The sequence below is a fragment of the Sphingomonas sp. IC081 genome (assembly GCF_006874585.1).
Classification (GTDB): domain Bacteria; phylum Pseudomonadota; class Alphaproteobacteria; order Sphingomonadales; family Sphingomonadaceae; genus Novosphingobium.
Genome location: NZ_CP029761.1, coordinates 1,145,537 through 1,170,543, shown reverse-complemented (window position 1 = coordinate 1,170,543; position 25,007 = coordinate 1,145,537). Strand labels below are relative to the sequence as shown.

23 protein-coding genes are annotated in these 25,007 nt (G+C 67.0%); 9 read left to right on the top strand and 14 right to left on the bottom strand.

All coding sequences use genetic code 11. From position 1 onward, the window contains the following. Positions 1-20: 20 nt before the first annotated feature. Complete coding sequence (locus DM450_RS05615) at positions 21-509, top strand: MarR family winged helix-turn-helix transcriptional regulator (RefSeq protein ID WP_142633155.1); 489 nt, start codon at positions 21-23, stop codon at positions 507-509. 201 nt (positions 510-710) lie between these two features. Here DM450_RS05615 and DM450_RS05610 read toward each other — a convergent pair whose 3' ends face one another. Together DM450_RS05610 and DM450_RS05605 are read right to left on the bottom strand one after the other, a co-directional pair. Then, on the bottom strand, positions 711-1,028 hold the full coding sequence (locus tag DM450_RS05610; protein WP_142633153.1) for a hypothetical protein: 318 nt from the start codon (positions 1,026-1,028) through the stop codon (positions 711-713). A 77-nt stretch (positions 1,029-1,105) separates the two neighbouring features. Next, positions 1,106-1,375, bottom strand: a complete 270-nt coding sequence (locus tag DM450_RS05605) for a hypothetical protein (protein WP_142633151.1) — start codon at positions 1,373-1,375, stop codon at positions 1,106-1,108. Here DM450_RS05605 and DM450_RS05600 point away from each other — a divergent pair. Genes DM450_RS05600 through DM450_RS05580 form a run of 5 tightly spaced genes read left to right on the top strand, consistent with a single transcriptional unit; the run spans position 1,359 to position 7,049 of the window. Continuing rightward, entirely contained in the window at positions 1,359-2,588 is a 1,230-nt protein-coding gene (locus DM450_RS05600; RefSeq protein WP_260610226.1) for a CaiB/BaiF CoA-transferase family protein, read from the top strand. The two genes, DM450_RS05605 and DM450_RS05600, sit on opposite strands and share 17 nt — an antisense overlap. A 39-nt stretch (positions 2,589-2,627) precedes the next feature. Continuing rightward, positions 2,628-2,918, top strand: a complete 291-nt coding sequence (locus DM450_RS05595) for a hypothetical protein (RefSeq protein ID WP_142633149.1) — start codon at positions 2,628-2,630, stop codon at positions 2,916-2,918. 6 nt (positions 2,919-2,924) lie between these two features. Continuing rightward, complete coding sequence (locus DM450_RS05590; protein WP_142633147.1) at positions 2,925-4,439, top strand: class I adenylate-forming enzyme family protein; 1,515 nt, start codon at positions 2,925-2,927, stop codon at positions 4,437-4,439. Continuing rightward, entirely contained in the window at positions 4,429-5,628 is a 1,200-nt protein-coding gene (locus DM450_RS05585) for a CoA transferase (RefSeq protein WP_142633145.1), read from the top strand. Before DM450_RS05590 ends, DM450_RS05585 begins: the two co-directional genes overlap by 11 nt. Next, a complete protein-coding gene (locus tag DM450_RS05580) occupies positions 5,622-7,049 on the top strand; it encodes an amidohydrolase family protein (protein WP_142633143.1) in 1,428 nt (475 codons plus the stop codon). The genes DM450_RS05585 and DM450_RS05580 overlap by 7 nt, the downstream gene beginning before the upstream one ends. Here DM450_RS05580 and DM450_RS05575 read toward each other — a convergent pair. Next, entirely contained in the window at positions 6,975-7,931 is a 957-nt protein-coding gene (locus DM450_RS05575; protein ID WP_185928719.1) for an enoyl-CoA hydratase/isomerase family protein, read from the bottom strand. The two genes, DM450_RS05580 and DM450_RS05575, sit on opposite strands and share 75 nt — an antisense overlap. Positions 7,932-8,249: 318 nt before the next feature. Here DM450_RS05575 and DM450_RS05570 point away from each other — a divergent pair, with 318 nt between their 5' ends. Further along, entirely contained in the window at positions 8,250-9,053 is an 804-nt protein-coding gene (locus DM450_RS05570) for a helix-turn-helix domain-containing protein (protein ID WP_142633140.1), read from the top strand. A gap of 69 nt (positions 9,054-9,122) precedes the next feature. Here DM450_RS05570 and DM450_RS05565 read toward each other — a convergent pair whose 3' ends face one another. After that, on the bottom strand, positions 9,123-10,463 hold the full coding sequence (locus DM450_RS05565) for an amidohydrolase family protein (RefSeq protein WP_142633138.1): 1,341 nt from the start codon (positions 10,461-10,463) through the stop codon (positions 9,123-9,125). 218 nt (positions 10,464-10,681) lie between these two features. Here DM450_RS05565 and DM450_RS05560 point away from each other — a divergent pair, with 218 nt between their 5' ends. Further along, positions 10,682-12,892 carry an acyl-CoA dehydrogenase family protein gene (locus DM450_RS05560; RefSeq protein WP_142633136.1) on the top strand — a complete coding sequence of 737 codons (2,211 nt, stop codon included), beginning with the start codon at positions 10,682-10,684 and terminating at the stop codon, positions 12,890-12,892. Positions 12,893-12,918: 26 nt separating this feature from the next. Next, positions 12,919-13,737 (top strand): enoyl-CoA hydratase/isomerase family protein, encoded by an 819-nt coding sequence (locus DM450_RS05555; RefSeq protein ID WP_142633134.1) that lies wholly within the window; start codon positions 12,919-12,921, stop codon positions 13,735-13,737. A 177-nt stretch (positions 13,738-13,914) separates the two neighbouring features. On the opposite strand, the gene DM450_RS05550 is transcribed toward DM450_RS05555, so the two are convergent. The 10 genes from DM450_RS05550 to cysD form a co-directional block, all read right to left on the bottom strand. Then, positions 13,915-14,718, bottom strand: coding sequence for a TetR/AcrR family transcriptional regulator (locus DM450_RS05550; protein ID WP_185928718.1), 804 nt, complete (start codon positions 14,716-14,718; stop codon positions 13,915-13,917). After that, positions 14,687-16,168: an aldehyde dehydrogenase family protein gene (locus DM450_RS05545; protein ID WP_142637548.1), complete on the bottom strand. Its 1,482-nt coding sequence runs from the start codon at positions 16,166-16,168 to the stop codon at positions 14,687-14,689. The genes DM450_RS05550 and DM450_RS05545 overlap by 32 nt, the downstream gene beginning before the upstream one ends. Positions 16,169-16,215: 47 nt before the next feature. Next, entirely contained in the window at positions 16,216-16,953 is a 738-nt protein-coding gene (locus DM450_RS05540) for an SDR family oxidoreductase (RefSeq protein WP_142633132.1), read from the bottom strand. Between the two features lie 228 nt (positions 16,954-17,181). Then, positions 17,182-17,604 carry a nuclear transport factor 2 family protein gene (locus DM450_RS05535; RefSeq protein ID WP_142633130.1) on the bottom strand — a complete coding sequence of 141 codons (423 nt, stop codon included), beginning with the start codon at positions 17,602-17,604 and terminating at the stop codon, positions 17,182-17,184. Next, positions 17,601-19,319, bottom strand: coding sequence for a class I adenylate-forming enzyme family protein (locus tag DM450_RS05530; RefSeq protein ID WP_142633128.1), 1,719 nt, complete (start codon positions 19,317-19,319; stop codon positions 17,601-17,603). The genes DM450_RS05535 and DM450_RS05530 overlap by 4 nt, the downstream gene beginning before the upstream one ends. A gap of 99 nt (positions 19,320-19,418) precedes the next feature. Next, positions 19,419-20,402: an MDR family oxidoreductase gene (locus tag DM450_RS05525; RefSeq protein WP_142633126.1), complete on the bottom strand. Its 984-nt coding sequence runs from the start codon at positions 20,400-20,402 to the stop codon at positions 19,419-19,421. Positions 20,403-20,552: 150 nt separating this feature from the next. Continuing rightward, positions 20,553-21,221: a TetR/AcrR family transcriptional regulator gene (locus DM450_RS05520; protein ID WP_142633124.1), complete on the bottom strand. Its 669-nt coding sequence runs from the start codon at positions 21,219-21,221 to the stop codon at positions 20,553-20,555. A gap of 74 nt (positions 21,222-21,295) precedes the next feature. Next, positions 21,296-22,045: a 3'(2'),5'-bisphosphate nucleotidase CysQ gene (locus DM450_RS05515; protein WP_142633123.1), complete on the bottom strand. Its 750-nt coding sequence runs from the start codon at positions 22,043-22,045 to the stop codon at positions 21,296-21,298. After that, on the bottom strand, positions 22,045-24,003 hold the full coding sequence (gene cysN / locus DM450_RS05510; protein ID WP_142633121.1) for a sulfate adenylyltransferase subunit CysN: 1,959 nt from the start codon (positions 24,001-24,003) through the stop codon (positions 22,045-22,047). The genes DM450_RS05515 and cysN overlap by 1 nt, the downstream gene beginning before the upstream one ends. Beyond that, positions 24,003-24,932 carry a sulfate adenylyltransferase subunit CysD gene (gene cysD, locus DM450_RS05505; RefSeq protein ID WP_409529352.1) on the bottom strand — a complete coding sequence of 310 codons (930 nt, stop codon included), beginning with the start codon at positions 24,930-24,932 and terminating at the stop codon, positions 24,003-24,005. Before cysD ends, cysN begins: the two co-directional genes overlap by 1 nt. Between the last annotated feature and the right edge of the window lie 75 nt (positions 24,933-25,007).

The window sequence follows — 25,007 nt, the reverse complement described above, 5'->3', positions numbered from 1 at the left end:
GTCATTACAAGGAGATACATGTGGCAACCGAGGCGGAAGACAAACTGACGGGCAAACTGGGCAATGTCCTCAACGACAAGACCGAGAGCCCGCGCCGCCAGGTGAGCCTGCGCTTGACGGTGATCGCCCGCCTGCAGCGCAACAATTTCGACCGGCTCGTCACCGAACTCAACGTCACCCGCTCGCAATGGGCGATGATCGCGGTGGTTGCGCGCTATCCCGGATCGACCCAGCGCACCGTCGCCGAATATCTGGAGATGTCGGAGGCCTCCGCCGGCCGCCTGATCGACCGCCTCTGCGCCGACGGCCTGCTCGAACGGCGCGACCGCCGGGACGACCGCCGCGCGCGTTCGGTCTACGTCACCGATGCCGCGCATCCGCTGCTCGAAAAGCTCGGGTTGATCGCCGCCGAAGCCGAGGGCCGGATGTTCGCCGGCTTTTCGGACGCGGAAGTCGAACAGATGCGGGACTATCTCAACCGCATCTACGACAACGTCAGCCGCGGCTGAGGCCTTTCCTCCTCCCCTCCTTCCCTCCTGCTTGGACGCACAGAAAAGGGCGGCACCGCGGTGCCGCCCTTTTCTGTGTCCCGAACGGACCGAAGGCTTGTTCCAGGCTGCGGTGATGCTGACGCATCAGCAGCCTGGAACGCTCGGGCGCCGCGCGGGCTTGACCGACCTGCGATGAGTCAAGGTCAACGCCGGCTGGTATCACTTCGCCGAGGCGAGGTCCTTCTTGGTCAGCGAAGTGGTGATCTTGCCCTGCGCATCGGTCAGGCTGTTGGCCGGAACGGTGATGAGGCGGCCGTTGAGGATCACCTGCGGGTTGCCGTCGGCGGCAACGCGGTAGATCGGGGCGATGCGGGTGCCGTTGGCGGCATAGAGCATCTTGCCGGCGCTCAGGTCGACCGGAGCGGCCGCTTCCTCGGTGACGGCGCGAACCGACTGGGTGGTTTCGGCGAAGGCAGCCGGAACGACAGCGAACGAGGCAAGCGAAGCGACGGCGGCAAGGGCAACGAACTTCTTCATGGGTAACTCTCCGAGTGCTTGGAGCGGGTCCATCCCCGCTATTTACTCACCTAGGTTAGTAATTGCCTGCCTAGGTGTCAATTGCGATTGCCGCAACCGCTAAAACATTTTTCGCAACCATCGCTCCCGCGCCGTTTCATGGGTTCGCCCATCTGCCGCAGTGCAACATGCAACAGATCGCACCGGCGAATCCGGCCGATGATCGTCGCCGCGATGGCGGTGGTGTTGCTCCCGGTGACCTTTGCGCGCACATCGATGGCAAGCGGTGCGAGCGGCTCAAAAGCGCCGGTTCGCGCCGGAACCGAGAAGACAAGAAACAGGGACTGTCTGATGCCGACAAAGGTCATGCAGGGCGTGCGCGTCCTCGAAGTGGCGCAGTTCACGTTCACCCCCGCGGCCGGTGCGATCCTGGCCGACTGGGGCGCGGACGTCATCAAGATCGAACACCCCGTGCGCGGCGACACCCAGCGCGGCTTCCTCAACATGGGCGGGGTCAAGCTCGACCCGCTGCGTCACACCTTGTTCGAACACCCCAACCGCGGCAAGCGCAGCGTCGGCATCGACCTGTCCACCACGGAAGGCCAGGAACTGCTCTACGAACTGGCCCGGCAGTGCGACGTGTTCCTCACCAACTACCTGCCGCAGGTCCGCCAGAAGAACCGCTTCGACGTCAAGCACATCCGCGCCGCCAACCCGCAGATCATCTATGCGCGCGGCAGCGCCTGGGGCGACAAGGGACCCGAGCGGGAAAAGGGCGGGTTCGACGGCACCGCATTCTGGTCGCGCAGCGGCATTGCCGACTGCATGACCCCGCCGGAACTGCCCGGGCCGCTGTCGCAGGGCATGCCCGCATTCGGCGATTCCATCGGCGGCATGTTCATCGCCGGCGGTATTTCCGCAGCCCTCTTCCACCGCGAGAAGACCGGCGAGGCCACCGAACTCGACGTCTCGCTGATGAGCACGGCCGCCTGGGCCTCTGGCGCGAACATCGCGCAAGTGCTGGAAACCGGCGTTGTCTCGCGCAACGCCATGCCGACCTCGGGCGGCAGCGCCAAGAACCCGTTCATGGGCAACTTCTGGACGGCCGACAAGCGCACCATCAACTTCTGCATGGTAAGCCCGACCGGCCTGATCCGCGACACGTTCGAGCATGTCGGACGCCCCGAGGCCGCCGACGATCCGCGCTTTGCCGACGTCCTCAGCCTGATCGAGAACGCCGAGGCCGCCAGCGCCATCCTGGTCGAGGCCTTTGCCGAAAAGCCCTTCGCCTACTGGCGCGAACACCTCAAGACCATGAAAGGCCAGTGGGCGCCGATCCTCACCCTGCTCGAACTGGCCGAGGACGAGCAGGCCATCGCCAACGACACCGTGGTCGAGGTCGAGGCCGCCGATGGCGGCGCGCCGCTCAAGCTGGTGCGCGGTCCGGTGCAGTTCAACGGCGAGGCCCTGGAAACCACGCGTTCGCCGCAGGCCTCGGAGCACACCGAGATCGTGCTCATGGAAATGGGCGTGGACTGGGACCGCATCGAGGACCTCAAGGCCAAGGGCGCGATCGCCTGATCGCCCGACCGCACGACATACCAAGCAAGGACCGAATACATGAAGCCTGGAACCCGTCTCAAGAGCGCTGCCTGCGACACCGAAGTCATGGTGATCCGCTGCGCCGACGGCACGATCGAATGCGGCGGCGCGCCGATGGGCGAGGCCAGGCCCGCCGATGCCGCGCCGCTCGCCGCCGATTTCTCGGCCGGCACCCTGATGGGCAAGCGCTACGTCGACAGTGACGGCAAGTACGAACTGCTTTGCGTGAAGCCGGGCAAGGGCTCGCTTGCGGTCGGCGGCGTCGCGCTGGTCGTCAAGGACGCCAAGCCCCTGCCCGCCTCGGACTGACGCCCCATGAACATCGCGCTTCTTCTGGAAATGGCGGCGGAGACCGCGCCGGACCGCGTCGCGCTCGTCTGCGACGGACGGCGCTGGACTTATGGCGACCTGCTCGCTGCCGCGCGCGGCGCGTTCGAACTGATCCGCCAGAGCGAGGCCGACTATGTGGCCCTGCTCGACGAGAGCAGCGAAGCGGCGGTGATCGCGGTGTTCGGGGCCGCGCTGGCCGGCGTGCCCTATTGCCCGCTCAACTACCGCCTGCCCGATGCCGATCTCGCCGCCCTGCTCGGCCGCATCGCCCCGGCGCTGGTGATCGGCGACGAGGAACGCATCCTGCGCGTCGCCGCCGACCAGGGCCACACCGTGTTCTCGCGCGGGGAGTTCGTGCTCAAGGCGCAGGAAACCGTGCCCGCCGACGAAGCGCGTGAATACGATCCGGGGGGCGATGAATCCGGGAGCGGCATCGCGATCCAGCTCTTCACCAGCGGCACCACCGCCGCGCCGAAGGCCGCGATCCTGCGCCATTCCAACCTGCTCGGCTATATCCTGGGCACCGTCGAGTTCGGTTCGGCGGACGAGGCCGACGCCGCGCTCGTGGTGGTGCCGCCCTATCATATCGCGGGGATCTCGGCGCTGCTCTCCTCGATCTATGCGCTGCGCAAGATCGTGATGCTGCCGGCATTCTCGCCCGAGGGCTGGTTATCGCTGGTCGCGGCGGAAACCGTCACCAACGCCTTTGTCGTGCCCACCATGCTCGCACGGATCATCGATGCGATGGAAAAAGGCGCGAGCGGCGACGTTTCCTCACTGCGCGCCGTCGCCTATGGTGGCGGCAAGATGCCGATCGAAGTGATCCAGAAGGCGCTCGAACGTTTCCCCGAGGCGGGCTTTACCAATGCCTATGGCCTCACCGAAACCAGCTCGACCATCGCCCTGCTCGGCCCCGAGGACCACCGCGAGGCGCTGGCCTCGGGCGACCCGCAGGTCCGCGCCCGCCTCACCTCGCTCGGCAAGCCGATCCCGACCGTGGAGATCGAGATCCGCGGCGACAACGGCGAGGTGCTCGGCCCCGGAGAACCCGGCGAAATCTACGTGCGCGGCGAGCAGGTCTCGGGCGAATACAAGGAAAAGAGCGCGCTCGACGCCGAGGGCTGGTTCCCCACCCGCGATGCCGGTTTCATCGACGAGCATGGCTACCTGTTCCTCTCCGGGCGCGCGGACGACGTGATCGTGCGCGGCGGCGAGAACATGTCGCCGGGCGAGATCGAGGACGTCCTGCTGACGCACCCGGCGATCGCCGATGCCTGTGCCTGCGCGATCCCGTCGGTCGAATGGGGCGAGACCGTGGGCGTTGCGATCGTCACCCGCGAAGGTCACGCGTCGCCCTGCGCAACCGAGCTGAAGGACCTTGTCCGCGCCCGCCTGCGATCCTCGCGGGTGCCGGAGAAGGTCGTCTTCGTCGCCGAGCTGCCCTACAACGAGATGGGCAAGTTGCTGCGCCGCAAGGTCAAGGACGTCCTTGCCGACTGAGGGTTCAGCGCGCGGCCCGGCGATCCCGCTGGCTCGCTGGGCCGACCGGCAACTGGATGCGCTCGCCCGCGATTTCGGCCTGCCCCGTCTTTCCGGCTCGACCCTGCTGGGCGAACGCGCCGCCCATGGCCGCTATCGCATCGCCGGAAAGGTCTCCGCAGGGCTTGGCGGCAGCCGCCTGCTGCCGACGCGTGACGGCAACTGGTTTGCCCTCACGCTGATCCGCGAGATCGACCGCGACCTCCTGCCCGCACTGTTCGGCGATGCCGACCTCGACGCGGGCGACCCTGCCGCGATTGCTGCGGCCGTGCGGCGCAGCGACGGCGCCGCGCTGCTCGAAACCGGACGGCTGCTGGGGCTGCCGGTAGCCCTGCTCGACGAACAGCCGGTCTCGCCTGCCATCGAGGTGATCGCGCGCGGCCCGCACCGCGACAGGGCCCCCGGCCATCGCCCCCTGGTGATCGACATGTCCGCCATCTGGGCCGGGCCGCTCGCCGGGCACCTGCTCTGGCAGGCGGGAATGGAGGTGGTGAAAGTCGAAAGCCGCTCCCGCCCCGACCTCATCCGCCGCGACGATCCGGCAACTTTCGATCTCATCAACCAGGGCAAGGCCAGCGTGCTGGTCGACTTTGCCAGCGACGCCGAAAAGGCCCGGCTGGTCGCCCTCATCCGCCGCGCCGACGTCGTCATCGAGAGTGCGCGCCCGCGCGCCCTGCGGCATCTCGGGATCGACGCGCAGGCGCTGGTGGGCGAAGTGCCGGGGCTGGTGTGGCTGTCCGTCACCGGCCACGGCGCCAGCGGGGAAGCGGCCAACTGGGTGGGCATCGGCAATGACTGCGGCGTTGCCGGGGGCCTCTCCCGCGCGCTGGCGCAAGCCTGCGGGACGCCCGGCTACGTCGGCGACGCGATCGCCGACCCGCTCACCGGGATCATCGGCGCGGGCGCGGTGCTGCACGCCTTGCGCCGCGGGGAGGCGCAGCGCATCGGCCTGTCGATGAGCGCGATAACCGCCATGGCACTGGCCGAGGAACGCGCCTTCGACGCGCCGCGGCTCGAAGCGGAACTGCGCGCCTGGGGCACTGCGCCCGGACGCCCCTTCCCGGCGCTGCAGCGCCGCGCCCTGCGCGCCCCCGTACGCCCGCTCGGCGCCGACACCGCAGGCTATCTGCCCGCGCTTGCGCCATGCTGATCCGCGGCGCCGCGATCCACCGGCACGGCACCGGCGACCTGCGCATCGACGGCGGTATCATCGCCGCCATCGGCGATCTCGCCCCGCGCCCGGGCGAAGCGGTTGTCGAGGCGCGCGGCGGTGCCTTGCTGCCCGGCCTGCACGATCATCACATCCACCTGGCGGCGCTCGCGGTGCGTGCGGCCTCGGTCGAATGCGGCCCGCCCGCGATCCGGGACCGCGATGACCTCGCCCGCGCCCTCTCGCGTCCCGGCACCGGCTGGCTTCGCGGTTTCGGGCTCTGCGAAAGCGTGCTGGACGGCGAATTGCCCGATGCGGCGGCGCTCGATCGCATGGTGCCGGATCGCCCTGTCCGCCTGCAACATCGCACCGGCCGCATGTGGCTGCTGAACAGCGCCGCGCTGGACGCCTTGCTGGCGTCCAGCACCCCGCCGCCCGGGCTTGAGCGGATCGGCGGCCGTTTCACCGGCCGCCTGTTCGACGAGGATGCCTGGCTGCAAGGCGCGCTGGCCGCCGCGCCGCCGGGCCTCGCGGCAATCAGCCACGATCTCGCGCGTTTCGGGCTCACCGGCGTGACCGATATGTCCCCCCGCAACGACCCGCTGATCGCGCGCCATTTTGCCTGCGAAATCAGCGCCGGACAGCTTACGCAGAGGCTCGTAGTGGCGGGCGGGCTGTCGCTGGCGGATGCGCCCTGCAGCGGCTGGCGGCTGGGGCCTGCAAAGCTCCACCTGCACGAAGCCGCATTGCCCGACTTCGACGCGGCATGCGCCTGGATCGCCCAGGCCCACGCCCAGGGACGCGGCGTTGCCGTGCACTGCGTGACCGAAGTGGAACTGGTCTTCACGCTGGCCCTGTTCGAAACCGCGGGTGCCCGGCGAGGCGACCGGATCGAACATGCCTCGATCGTTCCCGCCGATCTCGCGGCGCGCATGGCCGCGCTGGACCTGCAGGCCTGCGTGCAGCCGCACTTCGTTCACCGGAACGGCGATCGCTACTTGCGCGACGTCGAGCCGCATCACCACAAGAACCTCTACCGGCTGGCCTCGCTGCGGCGGGCGGGCATCACGCTGGCGGGGGGAAGCGACGCGCCTTACGGCAGCGGCGATCCCTGGCAGGCGATCCGCGCCGCCGTGCTGCGCAGCACGCTTGCAGGCACCCCCTTCACGCCGGACGAGGCGCTCTCTCCCGAGGACGCGCTGGCACTCTACCTCGCCGATCCGATGGACCTTTCCCGCCAGCGACGGGTGACCGTGGGCGAAGCCGCCGACCTGTGCCTGCTCGGCCGCCCCTGGCACGAGGCCCGCACGCGGCTGAGCAGCGCGGACGTCCGCCTCACGGTCGTGTCAGGCCGGATCGTCCACCAGAGCGTCGACGAGCCCCCATTCGAGCGCCTCGCGCGCTGCGAAGCGCCGACCTGACAGGATCATCAGCAAGGCGCGCTGCCGCCCGATCCGGCGGCTGAGCGAGACGCAGCCGCCCGCCCCCGGAAGAATGCCCATCGCCAGTTCGGGAAGCTGGAACCACGAACGCCGCGTCGCCGCGACATGGGCGGCAAACGCCGCGATCTCCAGCCCCGCGCCGATGCAGGCCCCGTCGATCCGGACTTCGAAACGGTCGCGGCAGCGGGCCGCCTCCCTGGCCGGAAGGGTCAGCCCGCGAAGGCGATGGGCCTCGGCGGGATCGCGGGTCGTGCCGAACTCGCCAAGATCCGCGCCAAGGCAGAAGGCCTTGCCATTGCCCCGCAGCACGATGCGGGAAATGCTCCTGTCGATGCCCGCGAGCACGAAAGCCTCGCGCAGTTCGTCGCGCATGGTGCGGTCGATGGCATTGCCCGCGGCGGGACGATCGAGCGTCACCGTCATCACGTCGCCGCCGCGCGCCAGCACGACCCGCCCCGCCGCGGCCGGACTGTCCGGGGTGACCCGCGCGCCGATCCAGCGGCGATGCGCCTCGCTGCCCTGCAAGGTTGCATAGGCAAGCGATTCCGCCGTCAGCCCGTCATCGATCGAAAGCGACGGGAGAAGCCGCAGCAACTGGGCGACGACGGCCGCGGCGAGCGGCTGGGCCGAGGCGGCATCCACCAGCTGCGCCGCATCGAAGCGCGGTTCGAGACAGGCATCGAGCCGCGATGCCAGCGGATGCTCGCGTGCGCCGATCCCGATCACCGGACATGGCGGCAGGAGCATGTCTGGCAGGTCCCCGGCTTCGCGCGACAGATCTACAAAAGCGATCGGCGCGCCGGACTGCACCGCCGAATCGTACAGCCCGGCTCCGGCGAATGTCAGTCCCTCCACCTGCATCCTCGAACTTTTCCCTCCCGCACAAATACCTGGTCGCACCGGAGCATGACGAGCATTGCGCGTCATGACCAGCCTGCCCCGCCGCAAACACGGCTCGGCGATGCGCCGATCGCCGGAAACCGCCGGAATCTGCGGGATTTCGGGATATTTCGAGAGAGCGCCCCTGCGCGCAACTTATCGTCTGCGCGAAGCCCCTTGCGGCCTTCCACAAGCAATGATAACCAAGCTTAGCAAAAAACGAGTCAGACTCAGTTTTCAGGGATCCGACTCGGGAGAGAAGTGAGTTCATCACACCACACTTGAGGGAGGAGAGACCTCATGCCTGGAAAGACCACGTCATCGAACAAGGCCAAGATCGCACGCCGCGTGATCGAAGTGCTCGAATATTTCGACGATGCGCACCGTGAAGCCACCGTCATGGACATCGTGCGCCGCTACAACCGCCCGCAGTCGAGCACGTCGGAACTGCTCTCCAGCCTGGTCGAGCTCGGCCTGCTTCACAAGGACCCTTACTCGCGCGCCTACAGCCTGACGCCGCGCGCCGCGCTGATCGGCACCTCGGGCCAGCCCGAGCTGGTGCGCGACGGCCGCATCGTGCGCCTGATGGACCGCCTGGTCGCCCAGACCGGCCTTTCGGTCGCGCTCCATGCCATGGTCGGGCTCGACGTCCAGATCGTCAACTGGCGCCACGGCCCGCGCGCCCTTGCCGCCACGCGGGAGCTTTCGGGCGGCATCAAGGAACCGCTGGCCCAGAACGCCGCCGGCCTGCTGATGCTCTCGACCGTGGCCCGCCAGCGCTGCGAAGGCATGGTGCGCCGCCTCAATGCGGAAGCCAGCGAACTCAACAAGTTCGCCTTTGCCGACATGATGGCCCGCATCGATAGCTGCCGCGATCCGCGTTACGTGTTCGGCCCGGCGGGCTTCGGCAGCGGCGCGGAATCGCTCTGCGGCCTTGTCCCGCGCCAGCCCGACGGCCACCCGCTCGTCATCAGCCTGATCTACGGCAAGGACGACAAGGTGAACCCGGAAGCCCTGCTCCAGTCGCTCAGCGACGCGATGCGCAAGTGCCTGCCGGATCCCGTCGTGCTCGCCGAACCGGAACAACTGCCCCACGCAGCCTGACCGGGCGCAGCCACCCGAAAAGGCCCCGCGAGTACGCTCGCGGGGCCTTTCTGCTGTTACCGGCGGCGATCAGGCCTCCTGCCGGTGCATGCGCGCGGTGCGGTCGGTATCTTCGTGGCGCATGAACATCTTCATGATGTCGCCCGAAGTGACCGGCCGGGTATCCCCCTCCTCCACCGGACGTTCACCGGCGGAAGACTTGGCGCTGGTATCGACGCCTTCCGCCTCCGCCCGCTGCCGCAGCGCGCCGACGGTCAGCTCGGCGCGGGCATGGTGCTGGAAGGGATCGAACCGGAACCAGCGCATCGCATTCCCGTGCGTGATCTTGTCGATCTGCGTTTCGGTCAGGTGCTTGATCGAAGGCCAGAGATGCTCGGGCACTTCCGGCCAGAGCGTGTCGGAATGCGGATAGTCGCACTCGTAGGCGATGTTGTCCTCGCCGATGAACTGGATGTTCTGGAGGCCGAAGGCATCGTCGATGAAGCAATTGAGGAAATGCCGCCTGAACATCTCGCTGGGCTTCATTTTCTGGAAGCGCGAGTTGGTCCAGGCCTTGTGCCGCCAGTTCGAGAAGTCCGCCCGCTCCGTGAAGTAGGGCACCCAGCCGATCGAACCTTCCGACAGCGCGATGCGCATGTCCGGATACCGGTGCAGCGCCTCCAGCTGGAGCCAGTCCGAGGCGGCATAGGCGATCGACATCGGCATCGTCGAGATCCACGCCTCGATCGGCGTTTCCATCGAGGCATGGGGCGCCGGATTGCCGCCGCCGATGTGCAGGCAGATCGTCATGTCGAGATCGTTGATCGCCTTGTAGAACGGGTCCCAATAGGCGTTGTGGATGCTCGGCAGGCCCTGGCAGGTGGGGTTCTCGCTGATCGAGACGGTGTGGCAGCCCTTGGCGGAGACGCGCTTAAGCTCGGCGATGGTCGCGTCCATGTCCCAGGTCGGCAGGATCGCGCAGGGAATGAAGCGCTCCGGATAGGCGCCGCACCATTCGTCGATATGCCAGTCGTTGTAGGCGCTGACGTGGACTTTCGCGAGATCGCGGTCGGGCACGCGGTGAAGGCGGCCACCGGCGAAGTCGAACACCGAGCCGAAGTTGAGCGAGGCGGCGATGCCGTTGACGTCCATGTCCTTGATACGCTCATGCACGTCATAACAACCGGCGCGCAGCTGATCGAGCGAGGTCGGCTCCATGCCGTACTCCTCGAAAGGACGGCCGACCACGGCGTTGAGGCCCACCGAAGGGAACTTCTGGCCCTGGTAGACCCACAAGTCCTTGCCGTTCTCGTCCTGGATCAGCCTGGGCGCGGATTCCAGCGCAGCGCCGGAAAGATGGTTCCGGAACAGGTCGGGCGGCTCGCTGATGTGATCGTCGACGCTGATCAGCACCATGTCGTTCATTTCCATGTCGGCACTCCCATCCGTTGCCGGGCCGGACGGTCCCCGGCGGGCGCATCGTTCGTGGCGCCTTGGACCGGGACGCTACGCCTCCCCTCCCGGCCCTGCCAGCAGCGACGCCGAGCTATCGCGCCCGCGATTGCGTACCCGAGGCGATTGAACGGGGCGGCGAGGTATGATGTTGACGAGGAAACACGAAAACCAAGAACCCCCGGGGAAAGCCTGAAATGAACTTCGACCTCACCGACGAACAGGTCATGATGCGCGATACGTTCGCGCGCTTCCTCGACGAGAATTCGAGCATGGCACGCGTACGCAAGGCGCAGGAAAGCGGCGGTTTCGACCACGCCCTGTGGACCGGCCTTGCCGAGCTTGGCGCCTTTGCCATGCGCGTTCCCGAAGAGGCCGACGGCATGGGCCTTGGCCTGTTCGATGCCGGCCTGCTGATGGAGGAAGCCGGGCGCACGCTCGCCTCCGGCCCGCTGGCCGAAGCGCTGGTGGCCACCCGCCTGCTCGGCCTGCTGGGCGGTCAGGAAGACCTGCTGGCCGCGGCGCTCGGCGGCGAGGCCGTCGTCACGATTGCCATGCAGGACGTGGCCGAATTCCCCCGGCAATGGGTCGCGGGCGGCCTCGTGGCCGATGCGGTCGCCGCGCGCAGGGGTAACGAGGTGGTGCTGGTCACGGTGCCCGCCGAAGCGCGGATCGCGGAGCCGACGCTTGCCACCACGGCGATTGCGGAGCTTGATCTCGGTGCCTTGCCGACAACCGTTCTGGCCAGCGGCGAAGACGCGCTGGCGCTCTTCGCAGCCGGGCTCGAGGAATGGAAGGTGCTGATGGCGCTGGCGCTGTCCGGCCTTGCCCGTGCCGCGCTGACGATGGCGGCGGAATATGCCGGGGAACGCAAGGCCTTCGGCGTGTTCATCGGCACGTTCCAGGCGCTCTCGCACCCGATGGCGGACCTGATCTGCGAAATCGATTCCGCCAAGTTCCTTGCCTGGCAGGCCATGCGCGCGATCGCCGATGGCGACCCGGCGGCAGGAGCCCAGGTTTCGCTATCGGCATGGTACGCCGCCGGCGCCGCAGGACGCACCGTGCGCCACGCCGTGCAGACCTTCGGCGGCATCGGCCTCACCACCGAGCATGACGTCCACCTCTACAACTTGCGCGCCAAGGCCTGGCCGCTGGTGGCCGGCGATCCCGAGGACTGGCTCGCCGAAGCCGGTCGCCGCCTCTACGCGGGCGAGCAGGCCAGCCTGCCCGATGTCGGCGACGTCCCCGTCGAGTTCGATCTGGGCGAGGATGCCCGCGCGATCCAGCAGGAAATCCGCGAATTCTTCGCCAGGAACGTCACCGACGAACAGCGCGAGAAGTTCCACTTTTCGTGGGAAGGCCATAACCCGGTCATCCACAAGCAGCTGGTCGAGGCGAACCTTGCCTACCTCCAGCTTCCCAAGGACGTCGGCGGGCGCGGCCTCAGCCCCTACGCCGTCACTGCCGCGCGCTCGGCCTTCGAGGAGGAGGGCTGGAGCAACCCGGTCGCCAATGTCTCGCAGATGGTGGCGCTGATCATGCACCGCTTCGGCAGCGAGGACCTGAAGCGCGACGTGCTGTCCCGAGTGATGGCGGGCGAGGCGATCTGCTCGCTCGGCTATTCGGAACCGGGCTGCGGTTCGGACGTCTTTGCCGCGCAGTGCAAGGCGACCCAGCTTGAGGACGGGTCGTGGCGGATCGACGGCACCAAGATGTGGACCAGCGGCGCCAACCTGACCGACTATGTGCTGATGCTTTGCCGCACCGACCCGGACGCGCCCAAGCACAAGGGGCTCACCATGTTCATCGTGCCGCTCAAGGCCGAAGGCGTCACCGTGCAGGGCGTCCACACTTTCATGGACGAGCGCACCAACATCACCTTCTACGACAACGTGCGCATCCCCGACAGCTGGCGCCTGGGCGAGATCAACGCGGGCGGGCGGACCATGGCGGCCAGCCTCGAACTCGAACACGGCGGCGGCTTTGCGAAAGTGCAGCGCGCGATGCTGGAGAACGCGGTGGAACTCTGCGAGGAAATCCCCGTGGCTGGCGGCGGCAGGCTGATCGAAACGGCCAAGGCGCAGGCGCGGCTGGCGCGCACTTACGCCAATGTGCTGGCCTCCGAACTGATCGCCTATCGCGCCAACTGGACGCAGGTCCACGGCAAGGGCAACGGCGCCTATGGCCCGATGGCGAAGATGTTCTCGTCCGAACTGTTCATCACCGATTCCCGCGACCTGCTCGACCTGACGGCGCCCTACTCGCTGTCCAAGCGCAAGGGCGCGGCCAATGCCATCAACCTCGCCTATCGCCATGCCCACGGGACGACCATTTACGGCGGCACCAGCCAGGTGCACCGTTCGATGATCGCCGAAAAGGGCCTCGGCCTGCCGCGGTCCCGCAATTGAGGCGCGCAACGGAGGGGGAGAATACGATGACCGAAGAAGCACCGCACCTGCTCACCCAAGACGTGGACGGCATCCTGATCGCCACGCTCAACCGGCCCGACAAGCTCAACGCGATCAGCCGGCAGATGATGGACCTGCTGACCGAGGCGGTGCTGCGCTTTCGCGAGACACCCGAACTGAAGGTCATGCTGATCCGCTCGGCCGGGCGCTACTTCAGTTCCGGCGCGGACTTGCGGGGCGGCAACCAGAACATCGTCTCGCCCGCGTCGACCGGCGGCAGCGCGCGCGGCATTCGCGAGAACCACCGGCTCAATCTCAACAACATGCAGCAGCTGTGGGACGAGATCGAGCATATCGAGAAACCCTTTGTCGTCGCGCACCATGCCATGTGCGTGGGCGGCGGGCTGGAAATGAGCCTCTCGTGCGATTTCCGCCTTGCCGCCAGAAGCGCGTCCTACGCCTTTCCCGAAGGGCTGTTCGGCGTGCTCCCCGCATCGGGCGGCGTCTCGCGCCTGACGCGCATCTGCGGGCCGCACTGGGCGCGCTGGCTGATCATGGCGAACAAGCCTGCCCCGGCGGACATGGCCCTGACCATGGGGCTGGTCCATCAGGTCTATGAGGACGAGACCTTCGAGGCGGACGTCATGGCGTTCTGCCGCCACCTCGCGAAACAGAATCCCGAGCAGATGGGCGCGGCCAAGGTCGCCATCGAACTCAGCGCCGAAGTGGGCCGCGACAGCGCCCGCCACATCGAGCGCATGGCCAACAGCGCACTCATGCTCAACCCGGACTACATCCGCGGCATGGAAGAATACCTGAAAGGCGTGGGCGGGAAGAAGAAGTAGGGGCGGGCTGGAGGTTTCCCTCCGGTCACCCCGAACCTAGACACAAACGCTCGTCGCCCCCGCGAAGGCGGGGGCCCCGCTTTCTTTGCGCCACGCCAGAAGAACAAGCGGGATCCCCGCCTTCGCGGGGATGACGAAATGGGGTTTGTGCATGGAAGCGAGGTTGTTAACGGCGCCTCACCCCGCCGCCCGCTCCCGCATGTCGCGGATCGCCAGTTCCATCAGCCGCGCGTTGACCTCCAGCAGGCTTTCCTCGCGCCGCCCCGGCAGCGTGCCGAGGATACGCCGCAAGCGCCTGTCGGTCGCCAGCGTGATCGAGCGTTCGATACCCGTCATCAGCGTCGTCGCCATCAGCACCGCCGTGTCGCCCAGCGCCCCGCGCGGGTCCATCTGTGCCACGAACAGGCCGATCAGCGGCCGGGTCGAGTTCACGCGCTGGTGCATGATGCGCACGTCGAACTGGTCCGCCAGTGAGTTACGCAAGTGCAGCAGGCCGGTGTGCTTGGCCCAGAACGCGTGATAGGCGCGCACGAAGTCCATGGCCCGGGCATTGAGCTCCGCGTCCGGCCACTGGTCGCGGGCCAGCACGAAATACTCGTCCTGCGCCGAACCCATCACCGGCTCCAGCACGGCGAGCAGCAGTTCGGTGAAGTCGGTGAAGTAGTTGTAGATCGACGTCATGCCGATCCCGACCGACCTCGCCACGGCCCCCAGCGTCACCGGCTCGTCGGTCTTCTCGACAAGCTCGATGGTGGCGGCAAGGATGCGCTCACGCGTAACGCGCCCCTTGCGGCCCAGTTTCTGCCCGTGGAGGTTATGGCTGACCGCCGCCGAAGCGTCGGTGACGGCGGCGGCGAGATGCGGCGGGACCGCCGGGGCTCCGGTGTCCTCGCCGCCGTTCTCTTCTCCGGTGTCGCTTCCCAGAAAAGCCTCGTCCGAGCCGTCTGCGTCAGGCCGCAGCCTGGCCGACGGGCCAGGCAAGGATCTTGACGTCGGTGAACTCTTCAATGCCTTCCAGACCCCATTCGCGTCCCATGCCGCTGGCCTTGTAGCCACCGAAGGGAATGTCGCCGGCGATGCACATGCCGTTGTTGACGCTCATCGAGCCGGTGCGCACACGCTTGGCAATATTGATCGCCCGGTTCAGATCACCCGAGCTGACACCGCCGGATAGGCCATAGGAACTCTGGTTGGCAATGCGCACGGCATCCTCGTCGTCCTCGTAGGGGATGACGACCAGCACGGGGCCGAAAATCTCTTCCTGGGCAATGCGCATGTCATTGGTAACGTCCACGAAGCAGGTCGGCTCCACAAAATAGCCGCCGCCCTTGTCGGGGCGGATGTTGCCGCCGGCCAGCAGCGTGGCGCCCTCTTCCTGCCCGAGATCGATGTAGCTCTTCACCCGCTCCATCTGACGCTTCGAGATCACCGGGCCCATGATGTGCGCCGGGTTCGCGATATCGCCCCAGTTGTCGCCGAAGTTGCCGTAGGCGCCCTTGAGGATGGCCTTGGCTTCCTCGTAACGGCTGCGCGGCACCAGCAGGCGCGACTGCACGGCGCAGCCCTGCCCGGCATGGAACACCAGCATCGCCATGCCCACTTCCATCGCGAAGTTCGGTGCATCGTCGAGCACGATCTTGGCCGACTTGCCGCCGAGTTCGAGGAACACGCGCTTCAGCGTCGCCGCCCCCTGCTCCATGATGCGCTTGCCGACGCCGGTGGAGCCGGTGAACGAGATCAGGTCCACGCGTGGATCGGTGACCAGCATTTCGCCCGCCAGCGCCGGATCGGCGCCGAACACCACATTGATGACGCCGTCGGGGAAGCCCGCTTCCCTGGCCAGTTCGCCAAAGATCGCGCCCATTCCGGGCGTATCGGGCGCGGGCTTCAGGATCACGGTGCAACCGGCGAGCAGCGCGGCAACGATCTTGCCGATGTTCACGTAGAGCGGCACGTTCCACGGCGTGATCGCGCCCACCACGCCGACGGGTTCACGCACACCGATGCGCTTGTGAACCATGCCGAAGGCCGGCTTCTCGCCGTAGTCCTTTTCCCATTCCAGCTTGTCGAACACGGCCATGTAGTCGTCCCAGCCGTCGAGAGCCATGCCGACATGGGCCCGGCTGACCGCCCCCTGCGCCGCGCCGGCCTCGTTGATCGCCAGTTCGCCAAGACGCGGACGGGCCGCTTCGAACAACTCGCGGTACTTTTTGACCAGAGCCACGCGCTTTTCGGCGTTGGTGGCCCAGTCGGTCTCGTCGAAAGCGCGGCGGGCGGCGGCGATGGCCGCGTTCACGTCATCGGCGGTGGCATCGGCGGCCTTGCCGATCGCCTCGCCGGTCCAGGGGCTGATCACCTCGAAGGTGCCGCCGTCGCTGGCGCCCCGCAACTGGCCGTCGATATAGAGCTGGGCGTCGGGAAGAGTGGTCATCGTGTGATCCTTGGCGGGAATGGCGTCTTGCAGGGTTTGGGCGTCGCTCATGGACGGCGCGCTCCCACTGAAACGTGGAGCACGCGCACGTCGGGCGGCAGATCGATGACCGAGCGGAACACCCCGGTGACGTTCTCGGTCTGCGAGATCGGCCGCGCGCGCAGGTCGATGCCATTGGCCGCGCAGCCCTGATGGAAACGCATGGCGGCATCGGGATTCCAGCCCGGCGCAGCCTTGCCCGCTTCGTACATCGGCCCGGCGCGCACGGTGGTGACGCGGATGCCGGCAGGCTCCAGTTCTTCCACCAGCGCTTCGGTAAAGCGTTCGAGACCCGCCTTGGTGCACTGGTAGAGCGAGAGCATCACGAACGGCACGGCGACGGATTCGCTGCCCACGTTGATGATCTGCCCGCCCTTTTCCATCATCGGGATGGCGGCGCGGCAGCAGTAGATCGGGCCATTGAGATTGGTGGCGATGATACCGTCGATCTGCGCGTCGCTCGCCTCGGCCACCGTGAACGGTTCGTAGACCGCCGCATTGTTGATCAGCACATCGATCTTCGGGTGCTTTTGCGCAATCGCGGCGAAGGCCTGACGCACGGAATCGGCGCTGGCCACGTCGCACTCCACCGCCATGGCCGCGGGGCCGATCTCGTCCGCCAGTTCCTGCACCTTGGACAGCGTGCGCCCCAGCAGGATCACGGTCTCCCCTTCACCGGCGAAACGCCTTGCCAGCGCGCGGCCGAGGCCCGCCCCGGCGCCAGTGATCACGATCGTCTTACCCACGCATCCTCCCGCTCTTACGGCTTTCGAGTGCCGGTCCTTGTCCGGCACGATTTCCTGAACTCTAACCCTTGCGCAAGGCGCCGCCTATCGCGGCCACGATGCTTGGGCAGGACCGTCCCCGCGATACCGGGCGGCACGCCGAGAACCTGCCACTGAGGCCGGATCACGCCGATCGGCAGCGCCGGTTCGCCGAAAGACCGGTCCAGCAAGCGCCCCGGCGGCAGGCACTCAGCGCTGGGTCATATCCATGTCGACGATCAGCCGCGAGAGCGTCTGCTTCGCGATCTTCCAGCCATCGGCAGCACGCACGCAGGTCTCGTGATAATGGCCGTACCCGGTCAGCGCAAAGCTGTCCTTCACCACGCGGTCCTGCATGGCCCAGACCACGTCGGCGCTGTCGCCGTGAAAGGTGATCTCGGGCGAGTGGACCTGGTGCGCGGTCTTCGCATCGGCCAGCGAGCGGCGGACCATCGCGACAAATGTATCGCGCCCCTGCTCCAGCGTACCCCCGGCGGGGCGCGTGTCGACCTCGCAATCCTCGGTGAACAGCGCGGCCCAGCCGTCCCAGTCCTTGGTATCGAGCAGGCGGCAATAGCGCGCCTTGAGATTGCAGATCTCCAGCCAGTCCTCGAAACGCGGCACCTGTGTCACGCTGTTCGTCCCCTCAACCCCGTTGTGGTTTCCGCGTCCAGCCGCTCGGCGGCCAGCTTGCGCAGGTCCGCCGTCTTGATCTTGGCACTGCCGGTGGTCTTGAGGTCGCCCTCGGCCACGAACAGCACCTTGCGCGGCACTTTGTAGCTGGCGAGCTTTTCCCTGGCGAAATCACGGATCGATCCGGCATCGGGGCGCACGCCCTCCACCGGGACCACGCAGGAGACCACCAGTTCGCCCAGCAGCTCGTCCGGCACGCCGACGGTCTGCACCATCTTCACTTCGGGATGGGCGCGGATCACGTCGTCGATCTCCAGCGGGGAGACGTTGGCGCCGCCGGTCTTGATGATGTCGTTGAGGCGGCCTTCCCAGAACAGCCGCCCCGCCGCGTCGAGATAACCGCCATCCGCCGTGCGCAGGAAACCATCCTCGTCGAGCGTCTCGTCGAGCGGCACGCCAAGATAGCCGAGCATCAGCGTCGGCCCCTTGACGGCGATCTCGCCGCGCTCGCCCAGCGGCATCGTGGCGCCGGTCATGGGATCGACGATCTTGATCGTGGCGCCGGCAGTGGGCAGCCCGTGCGACTTTCCCGCCACGTCCTCGCGGGTGCCCGAGGGGAAGACGGAGATCAGCGTGAACGTCTCGGTATTGCCGAAGGCCTGCGCCGGTTCGCGCCAGGTGGTGGAAATCGTGGGATGCCGGGCGCAAGGCGTCAGCGCATCGAGGTAGACCATCGACGATAGGTCGACCGTCTCGTAATTGGGCGCGGCGATCAGCTGGGCCCACTGGTGCGGCCAGGCGAGGATCATCGTCGCCCGCTCCGCCTCCATCAGCGCCAGCGCCTCCCCGGCATCGAACCAGCGCTGGAGCACCAGCGAACCGCCCGAACCGAGCGTGCCGCCCAGCGCCATCGCGAAGTTGCCGGACCAGAAGAAGCCGTTGGCCGACCAGGTGCGCGGCGGCTCCTGAACCGCGTACCACTGCGGCCAGCGCCAGAGCTGCAGGCAGACGCCGCGATGGGCCGAAAGGATGCCCTTGGCCTTGCCGGTGGAACCCGAGGAAAAGAACAGCACGCCGGGATCGCTCGGCTGGACCGTGGCGGCGGCAGCGTCGACCAGCACCGGATCGACGCTTTCTCCGCGCGCGAGGAACGTTTGCCAGCCCTCGATCGCGCCGAGGCCTTCGTCGCTGTCGATCACGGCGAGATGGCGCAGGAAGGGGAACCTGGTGGAGGCGACTGCGCCGGGCCTGGCCGAGCCGATCTGCGGTTCGAGATCGACGAGGGTCTGCGCGAAATCCTTCTTGAGCACGCGGCGTTCGAGCAGCAGCACCGAACAGCCACCCATCTGCAGCACGGTTTCCAGTTCCGCAGGGGTGAAGAAGGTGCTGACCGTCATCGCCACGCCGCCCGCCAGCGCGGTGCCGAAGACGCTGGAGAGGAATTCGAGGCGATTGGTCGCCAGAACCCCGACCCGGGTGCCCTTGCCGACCCCGCAGGCAACGAGCGCGCGGGCGACGTCCATCGAACGGGCCCAGAGGTCGTCGTACGTCCAGCGCTCGACCCGGCCGTCCAGATGGATCACCGCGGCCTCTGCCGGGCCGTGGCGCTGCGTGACCTCGCGGAGGAACCCGCCCAGCGTCAGCGGGCCGATGCCCTGCTCTTCCGCCAGCGGAATTCCGCGCGCAATGGACAGACCCTGCGTGACTTCGACCATGCCTTCCTCGCCATCCTTGCAGGGCCGTGTCGCCCTTTCTCCCAATGATGCTCTGGCGCGGCGGGCGGCTCCCTCAAACCGCCCGCCGCGCCGGCTGCATCAGGCGTTCACGTCAACGATGTAACGGCCGGTGACCTCTCCGGACATGAACTTGCGCGCAGCCTCGATGGCATCGCCGAGGCCGATGGTCTGGCCGATGGTTTCCAGCGCCGCCGGATCGAGATCCCTGGCCAGACGGTCCCAGGCCTTCAGGCGCTTGGCCTTGGGGGCCATGACGCTGTCGATGCCGAGCAGCGAAACGCCGCGCAGGATGAAGGGCATGACGGTCGAGGGCAGATCGAAGCCCTGCGCCAGACCGCAAGCGGCCACCGCGCCGCCGTACCTGGTCTGCGCGATGGCATTGGCCAGCGTGTGGCTGCCCGCGGTGTCGACCACGCCCGCCCAGCGCTCCTTCTGGAGCGGCTTGCCCTTTTCGGCGAGTTCGGCGCGGTCGATGATCGTTTCCGCGCCCAGCGATTTCAGGTAGTCCGCCTCGCCCGGCTTGCCGGTGAGCGCGGCGACCGAATAGCCCAGCTTCTTGAGGATGGCGATGGCAACCGAGCCGACCCCGCCGGTGGCGCCGGTGACGAGGATCTCGCCCTGATCCGGGGTCACGCCCCAGTCCACCAGCGCATCGACGCAGAGCGCGGCGGTATAACCGGCCGTGCCGATCGCCATGGCCTGCCGCGGCGAGAAGGCCGAAGGCAGCGGCACCAGCCAGTCACCCTTCAGCCTGGCCTTCTGCGACAACCCGCCCCAGTGGCCCTCGCCCACGCCCCAGCCGTTGAGCACGACGGTATCGCCCGCCTTCCAGTCGCCATGGCTGCTTTGCGTAACGGTGCCGACAAGGTCGATCCCCGGCACCATCGGGAACTTGCGCACGACCGGCGAGGCGCCGGTGACGGCAAGGCCGTCCTTGAAATTGAGCGTCGAGAACGCGACGTCGATGGCGACATCGCCCTCGGGCAGCGCGCTTTCGTCAAGCTGCTGGAGAGTGACCGTCTGGCCCTCATCGGTCTTGTCGATCACGATAGCGGAAAACATGGCATACTCCCTCAAGGGTCACGCTGGGACCCGGCGATGCGGGCTTGGGCAGGCCCTGGTTGAAAGGGAATATGCGCCGCTGCGTCAATGCCGCCGCCCCATGCCATCGCCTTGGCGAAGCGGCATCACGGACGGGGTATCAGCCGCGCCCTATCCTCCGGGCGAAACCCCGTGCGCCGCCAGCAGGTCCGCCACTTTCGGGAAAGCCTTGGCGCGCATCGTGCCGTACATCGACAGCCGCAGGATCTCGCGCGAATAGCGCCGCGACAGTTCGCGCCGCTCGCCCTCGTCGGCGGCATGGGCGCGGGCGAGGATCGGCCAGAAGAACACGCCCGCAAGGTTCATCACTGAATAGACCTCGAAATCGATGCCCGGTTCGGCCAGAGCGGTGCCGGCAAAGCGCCCCAGCGATCCGCAATATTCCCGCCAGAACGGGTCCTGCGAGGGATCGGGAGAGGCCAGCACCTGCTGCAGCCAGACGCGGCAGATGTCGGGATTTTCCATCGCGAAATCGGCCAGCCGCTCGGTCAGCGACACCACGTCCACTTCCTCGACCCGGCGCTCGCCCACGGTTTGCGGATCGCCGAAAACGGCATGGAACAGCTTGTCGGACACCCACTGGATGGTCGCCTCGATCAGCTTCTCGCGGGTTTCGAAATGCTGGTAGGCGGTGCCGCGATTGACGGCAGCGAGATGGGCAACGGCGGAAAGGCTGACGCCCTCGGGCCCGTCCTTGGCGAGCAGATTGGCCGCCGCATCCAGAATGACGGCGCGCGTCGCGACCGGATCGCGCGTCCTGCGCCGTGTTTTCACCTCCATGCCCGCCCCTTCCCTGATTGAACGGGCGAGCATAGCGGCGTGCTTATTAATCGACAATGTTGATCAGCTTGTCCTCAGAGGAAGGCTTTCACCTTTTCGAGGACCAGTTCGGCATGTTCTTTCCGGCAGATCAGCAGGTCGGGCATATAGACGTCCTCCCGGTTGTAGACCAGCGGGCTGCCATCGATGCGCGAGACGTGGAGGCCCCAGCCCTGCGCCACGGCGGCAGGGGCGCAGCTGTCCCACTCGTACTGGCCGCCGGAGTGGAGGTAGATGTCCGCATCCCCCAGCAGGATCGCCATGGCCTTGGCCCCGGCCGATCCCATCGGGACCAGTTCGGCGCCGATAGCCTCGGCCACCCCGGTCGCTTCCTTGGCGGGACGCGTGCGGCTGACGACCATGCGCAGCGTTTCCGGCGCGGGCGGAACCTCGCCCGGCTGGTCGGAGCGCAGGACAAGCCCGGCGCCCGGCAGCGCCACGGCGCCCAGCACCGGCGCGCCGTCCACCGCCATGCCGACATGGACCGCCCAGTCGGCACGCTCCTCGCCATATTCGCGGGTGCCGTCGACCGGGTCGACGATCCACACCCGCTGCTTGCTCAGACGCTCGGCATTGTCCTTCTCCTCTTCGGAGAGCAGCCCGTCCTCGGGCCGCTGCTCGCGAAGGGCGTGGCAGAGGAACTGGTTGGCGGTCTGGTCCCCCGCCTTGCCCAGCGCCTTGCCCGAGAACAGGCCGGAGCTGCGCACGTCGAGCAGGATCTTGCCCGCCACTTCGGCCAGGTGCGCGGCCAGGTCGCCGTCGGTGAGGCTACCCTCGTGGCGCATCAGGCGTCTCCCAACAGCGTGTCGACGATCAGGTTCGCGGCCTCTTCGGGCGAGATCGCCGTGGTGTCGATGCGGATTTCGGGGTTCCGCGGCGCTTCATAAGGGCTGTCGATACCCGTGAAGTTCTTCAGCTCGCCCGAACGCGCCTTCTTGTAGAGACCCTTGACGTCGCGCGCCTCGGCCACCTTGAGCGGCGTGTCGATGAACACTTCGAAGAACTCGCCTTCCGGCAGCATCGAACGCACCATCTCGCGGTCCGCCTGGAACGGCGAGATGAAGGCGGTGATGACGATCAGGCCCGCGTCGGTCATCAGCTTGGAGACTTCGCCCACGCGGCGGATGTTCTCGATGCGGTCGGCCTCGGTGAAGCCCAGGTCCTTATTGAGCCCGTGGCGCACGTTGTCGCCGTCGAGCAGGAAGGTGTGCCGGTTCATCCGGTGCAGCTTCTTCTCGAAAAGGTTGGCGATGGTCGACTTGCCCGAGCCCGAGAGGCCGGTGAACCACAGCACCGCCGGGCGCTGGTTCTTGAGGCCGGCGTGCTGCTTGCGATCGATGTCCACGGCCTGCCAGTGCACGTTCTGCGAACGGCGCAGCGAGAAGTGGATCATGCCCGCCGCCACCGTGGCGTTGGTCATCTTGTCGATCAGGATGAAGCCGCCGAGCGTGCGGTTGTCGGCATAAGGCTCGAAGACGATCTGCTTGTCGGTGGTCAGTTCCGCCACGCCGATGGCGTTCAGCTCCAGCGTCTTGGCCGCCAGCTTCTCCATCGTGTTGACGTTGACTTCGTACTTCGGCTCCTGGACCGTGGCCGACACCATCTGGGTGCCGATCTTCAGCCAGTAGGCGCGGCCGGGCACCATGGCCTCGTCCGCCATCCACACGAAGGTCGCCTCGAACTGATCGGCGGTCTGCGGCGGATTGTCGGCAACCGAGATCACCGACCCGCGCGAGCAGTCGATCTCGTCCGCGAAGCAGACGGTAACCGACTGGCCGGCGACCGCTTCTTCCAGATCGCCGTCGAAAGTGACGACGCGCGTGATCGTGCTGGTCTTGCCCGAGGGCAGGACGCGGATCTTGTCGCCCGCCTTCACCGAACCGGTGGCGATCAGGCCCGAGAACCCGCGGAAATCGAGGTTCGGACGGTTCACCCACTGCACCGGCAGGCGCAGCGGCTTGTCGGCATCGACCGAGGAGAGAACCTCCACCGTCTCCAGATGCTCGACCAGCGGGACACCGGCGTAGGCTGGCGCCTTGTACCACGGGGTCTTGTCCGAGAGCGTGGTGATGTTGTCGCCCTTGAAGCCCGAGATCGGCAGCGCGGTGAAGCTCTCGATGCCGATCGACTGCGCGAACTCGGTATAGTCCGCCAGGATCTTGTCGAAGACCTCCTGGCTGTAATCCACCAGGTCCATCTTGTTCACGGCCAGGACGATGTTCTTGATGCCGATCAGGTGGCACAGGTACGAGTGGCGGCGCGTCTGCACCAGCACGCCCTTGCGCGCATCGATCAGGATCACCGCAAGGTCGGCGGTGGAAGCGCCGGTGACCATGTTACGGGTGTACTGTTCGTGGCCCGGGCAGTCGGCAACGATGAACTTGCGCTTCTCGGTGTTGAAGAAGCGATAGGCCACGTCGATGGTGATGCCCTGCTCGCGCTCTGCGGCAAGACCGTCGACCAACAGCGCGAAGTCGATCTCCTGCCCCTGCGTGCCGACCTTCTTGGAATCCGACTGCAGCGCGTCGAGCTGGTCCTCGAAGATCATCTTCGAATCGTAGAGCAGGCGCCCGATCAGGGTGGACTTGCCATCGTCGACGCTGCCGCAGGTGATGAAGCGGAGCATCGTCTTGTGCTCGTGCTGGACGAGATAGGCGTCGATGTCCTCGGCAATCAGCTTGTCGGTGACGTAGACAGCTTCCTTGGTGTCGTTCTGCACCGTTTCAGTGTCGCTCTGTCCCATCAGAAGTACCCCTGCTGCTTCTTGACTTCCATGCCGGCACCGCCAGCGTCCTTGTCGATGGCGCGGCCCTGCCGCTCGGATGTGGTGGTGAGCAGGGTCTCCTGGATCACGTCGGGAAGCGTCTTTGCCTCGCTCTCCACCGCGCCGGTCAGCGGGTAGCAGCCGAGCGTGCGGAAACGGATCGAGCGTTCGACCGGAACCTCGCCGTCCTTCAGCGGGAAGCGCTCGTCGTCCACCATCAGCAGCATGCCGTCACGCTCAACGGTCGGGCGCTTTTCGGCGAAGTAGAGCGGCACGATGGGGATGTCGTTCAGGTGGATGTACTGCCAGATGTCCAGCTCGGTCCAGTTGGAGATCGGGAAGACGCGGATCGACTCGCCGCGCGCCTTCCTGGCATTGTAGAGGTTCCACAGCTCCGGGCGCTGGTTCTTCGGGTCCCAGCCGTGCGAGGAGGTGCGGAACGAGAAGATGCGCTCCTTGGCGCGGCTCTTTTCCTCGTCGCGGCGGGCGCCGCCGAAGGCCGCGTCGAAGCCGTACTTGTCCAGCGCCTGCTTCAGGCCTTCGGTCTTCCACATGTCGGTGTGGAGCGCGCCGTGGTCGAACGGGTTGATGCCCTTCTCGACCGCCTCGGGGTTCTGGTAGACCAGCAGCTCCATGCCGCTCTCGCGCGCCATCTTGTCGCGCAGCTCGTACATCGCCTTGAACTTCCACGTCGTATCGACATGGAGCAGCGGGAACGGCGGCGGCGAGGGATAGAACGCCTTGCGGGCAAGGTGCAGCATCACCGCGCTGTCCTTGCCGACCGAATAGAGCATCACCGGCTTTTCGGCCTCGGCAACGACTTCGCGGATGATGTGGATGCTCTCGGCTTCGAGACGCTCCAGATGCGTGAGTGTTTTCATCAGGTCTTCCTCTGCCCTTGGGCTCACGCCCGTTCGGCTGGGTTTCAAACTGTCCCGATCCGAATCGCAGGGATGACATTTCCGCGAACCTCCCATATGGGA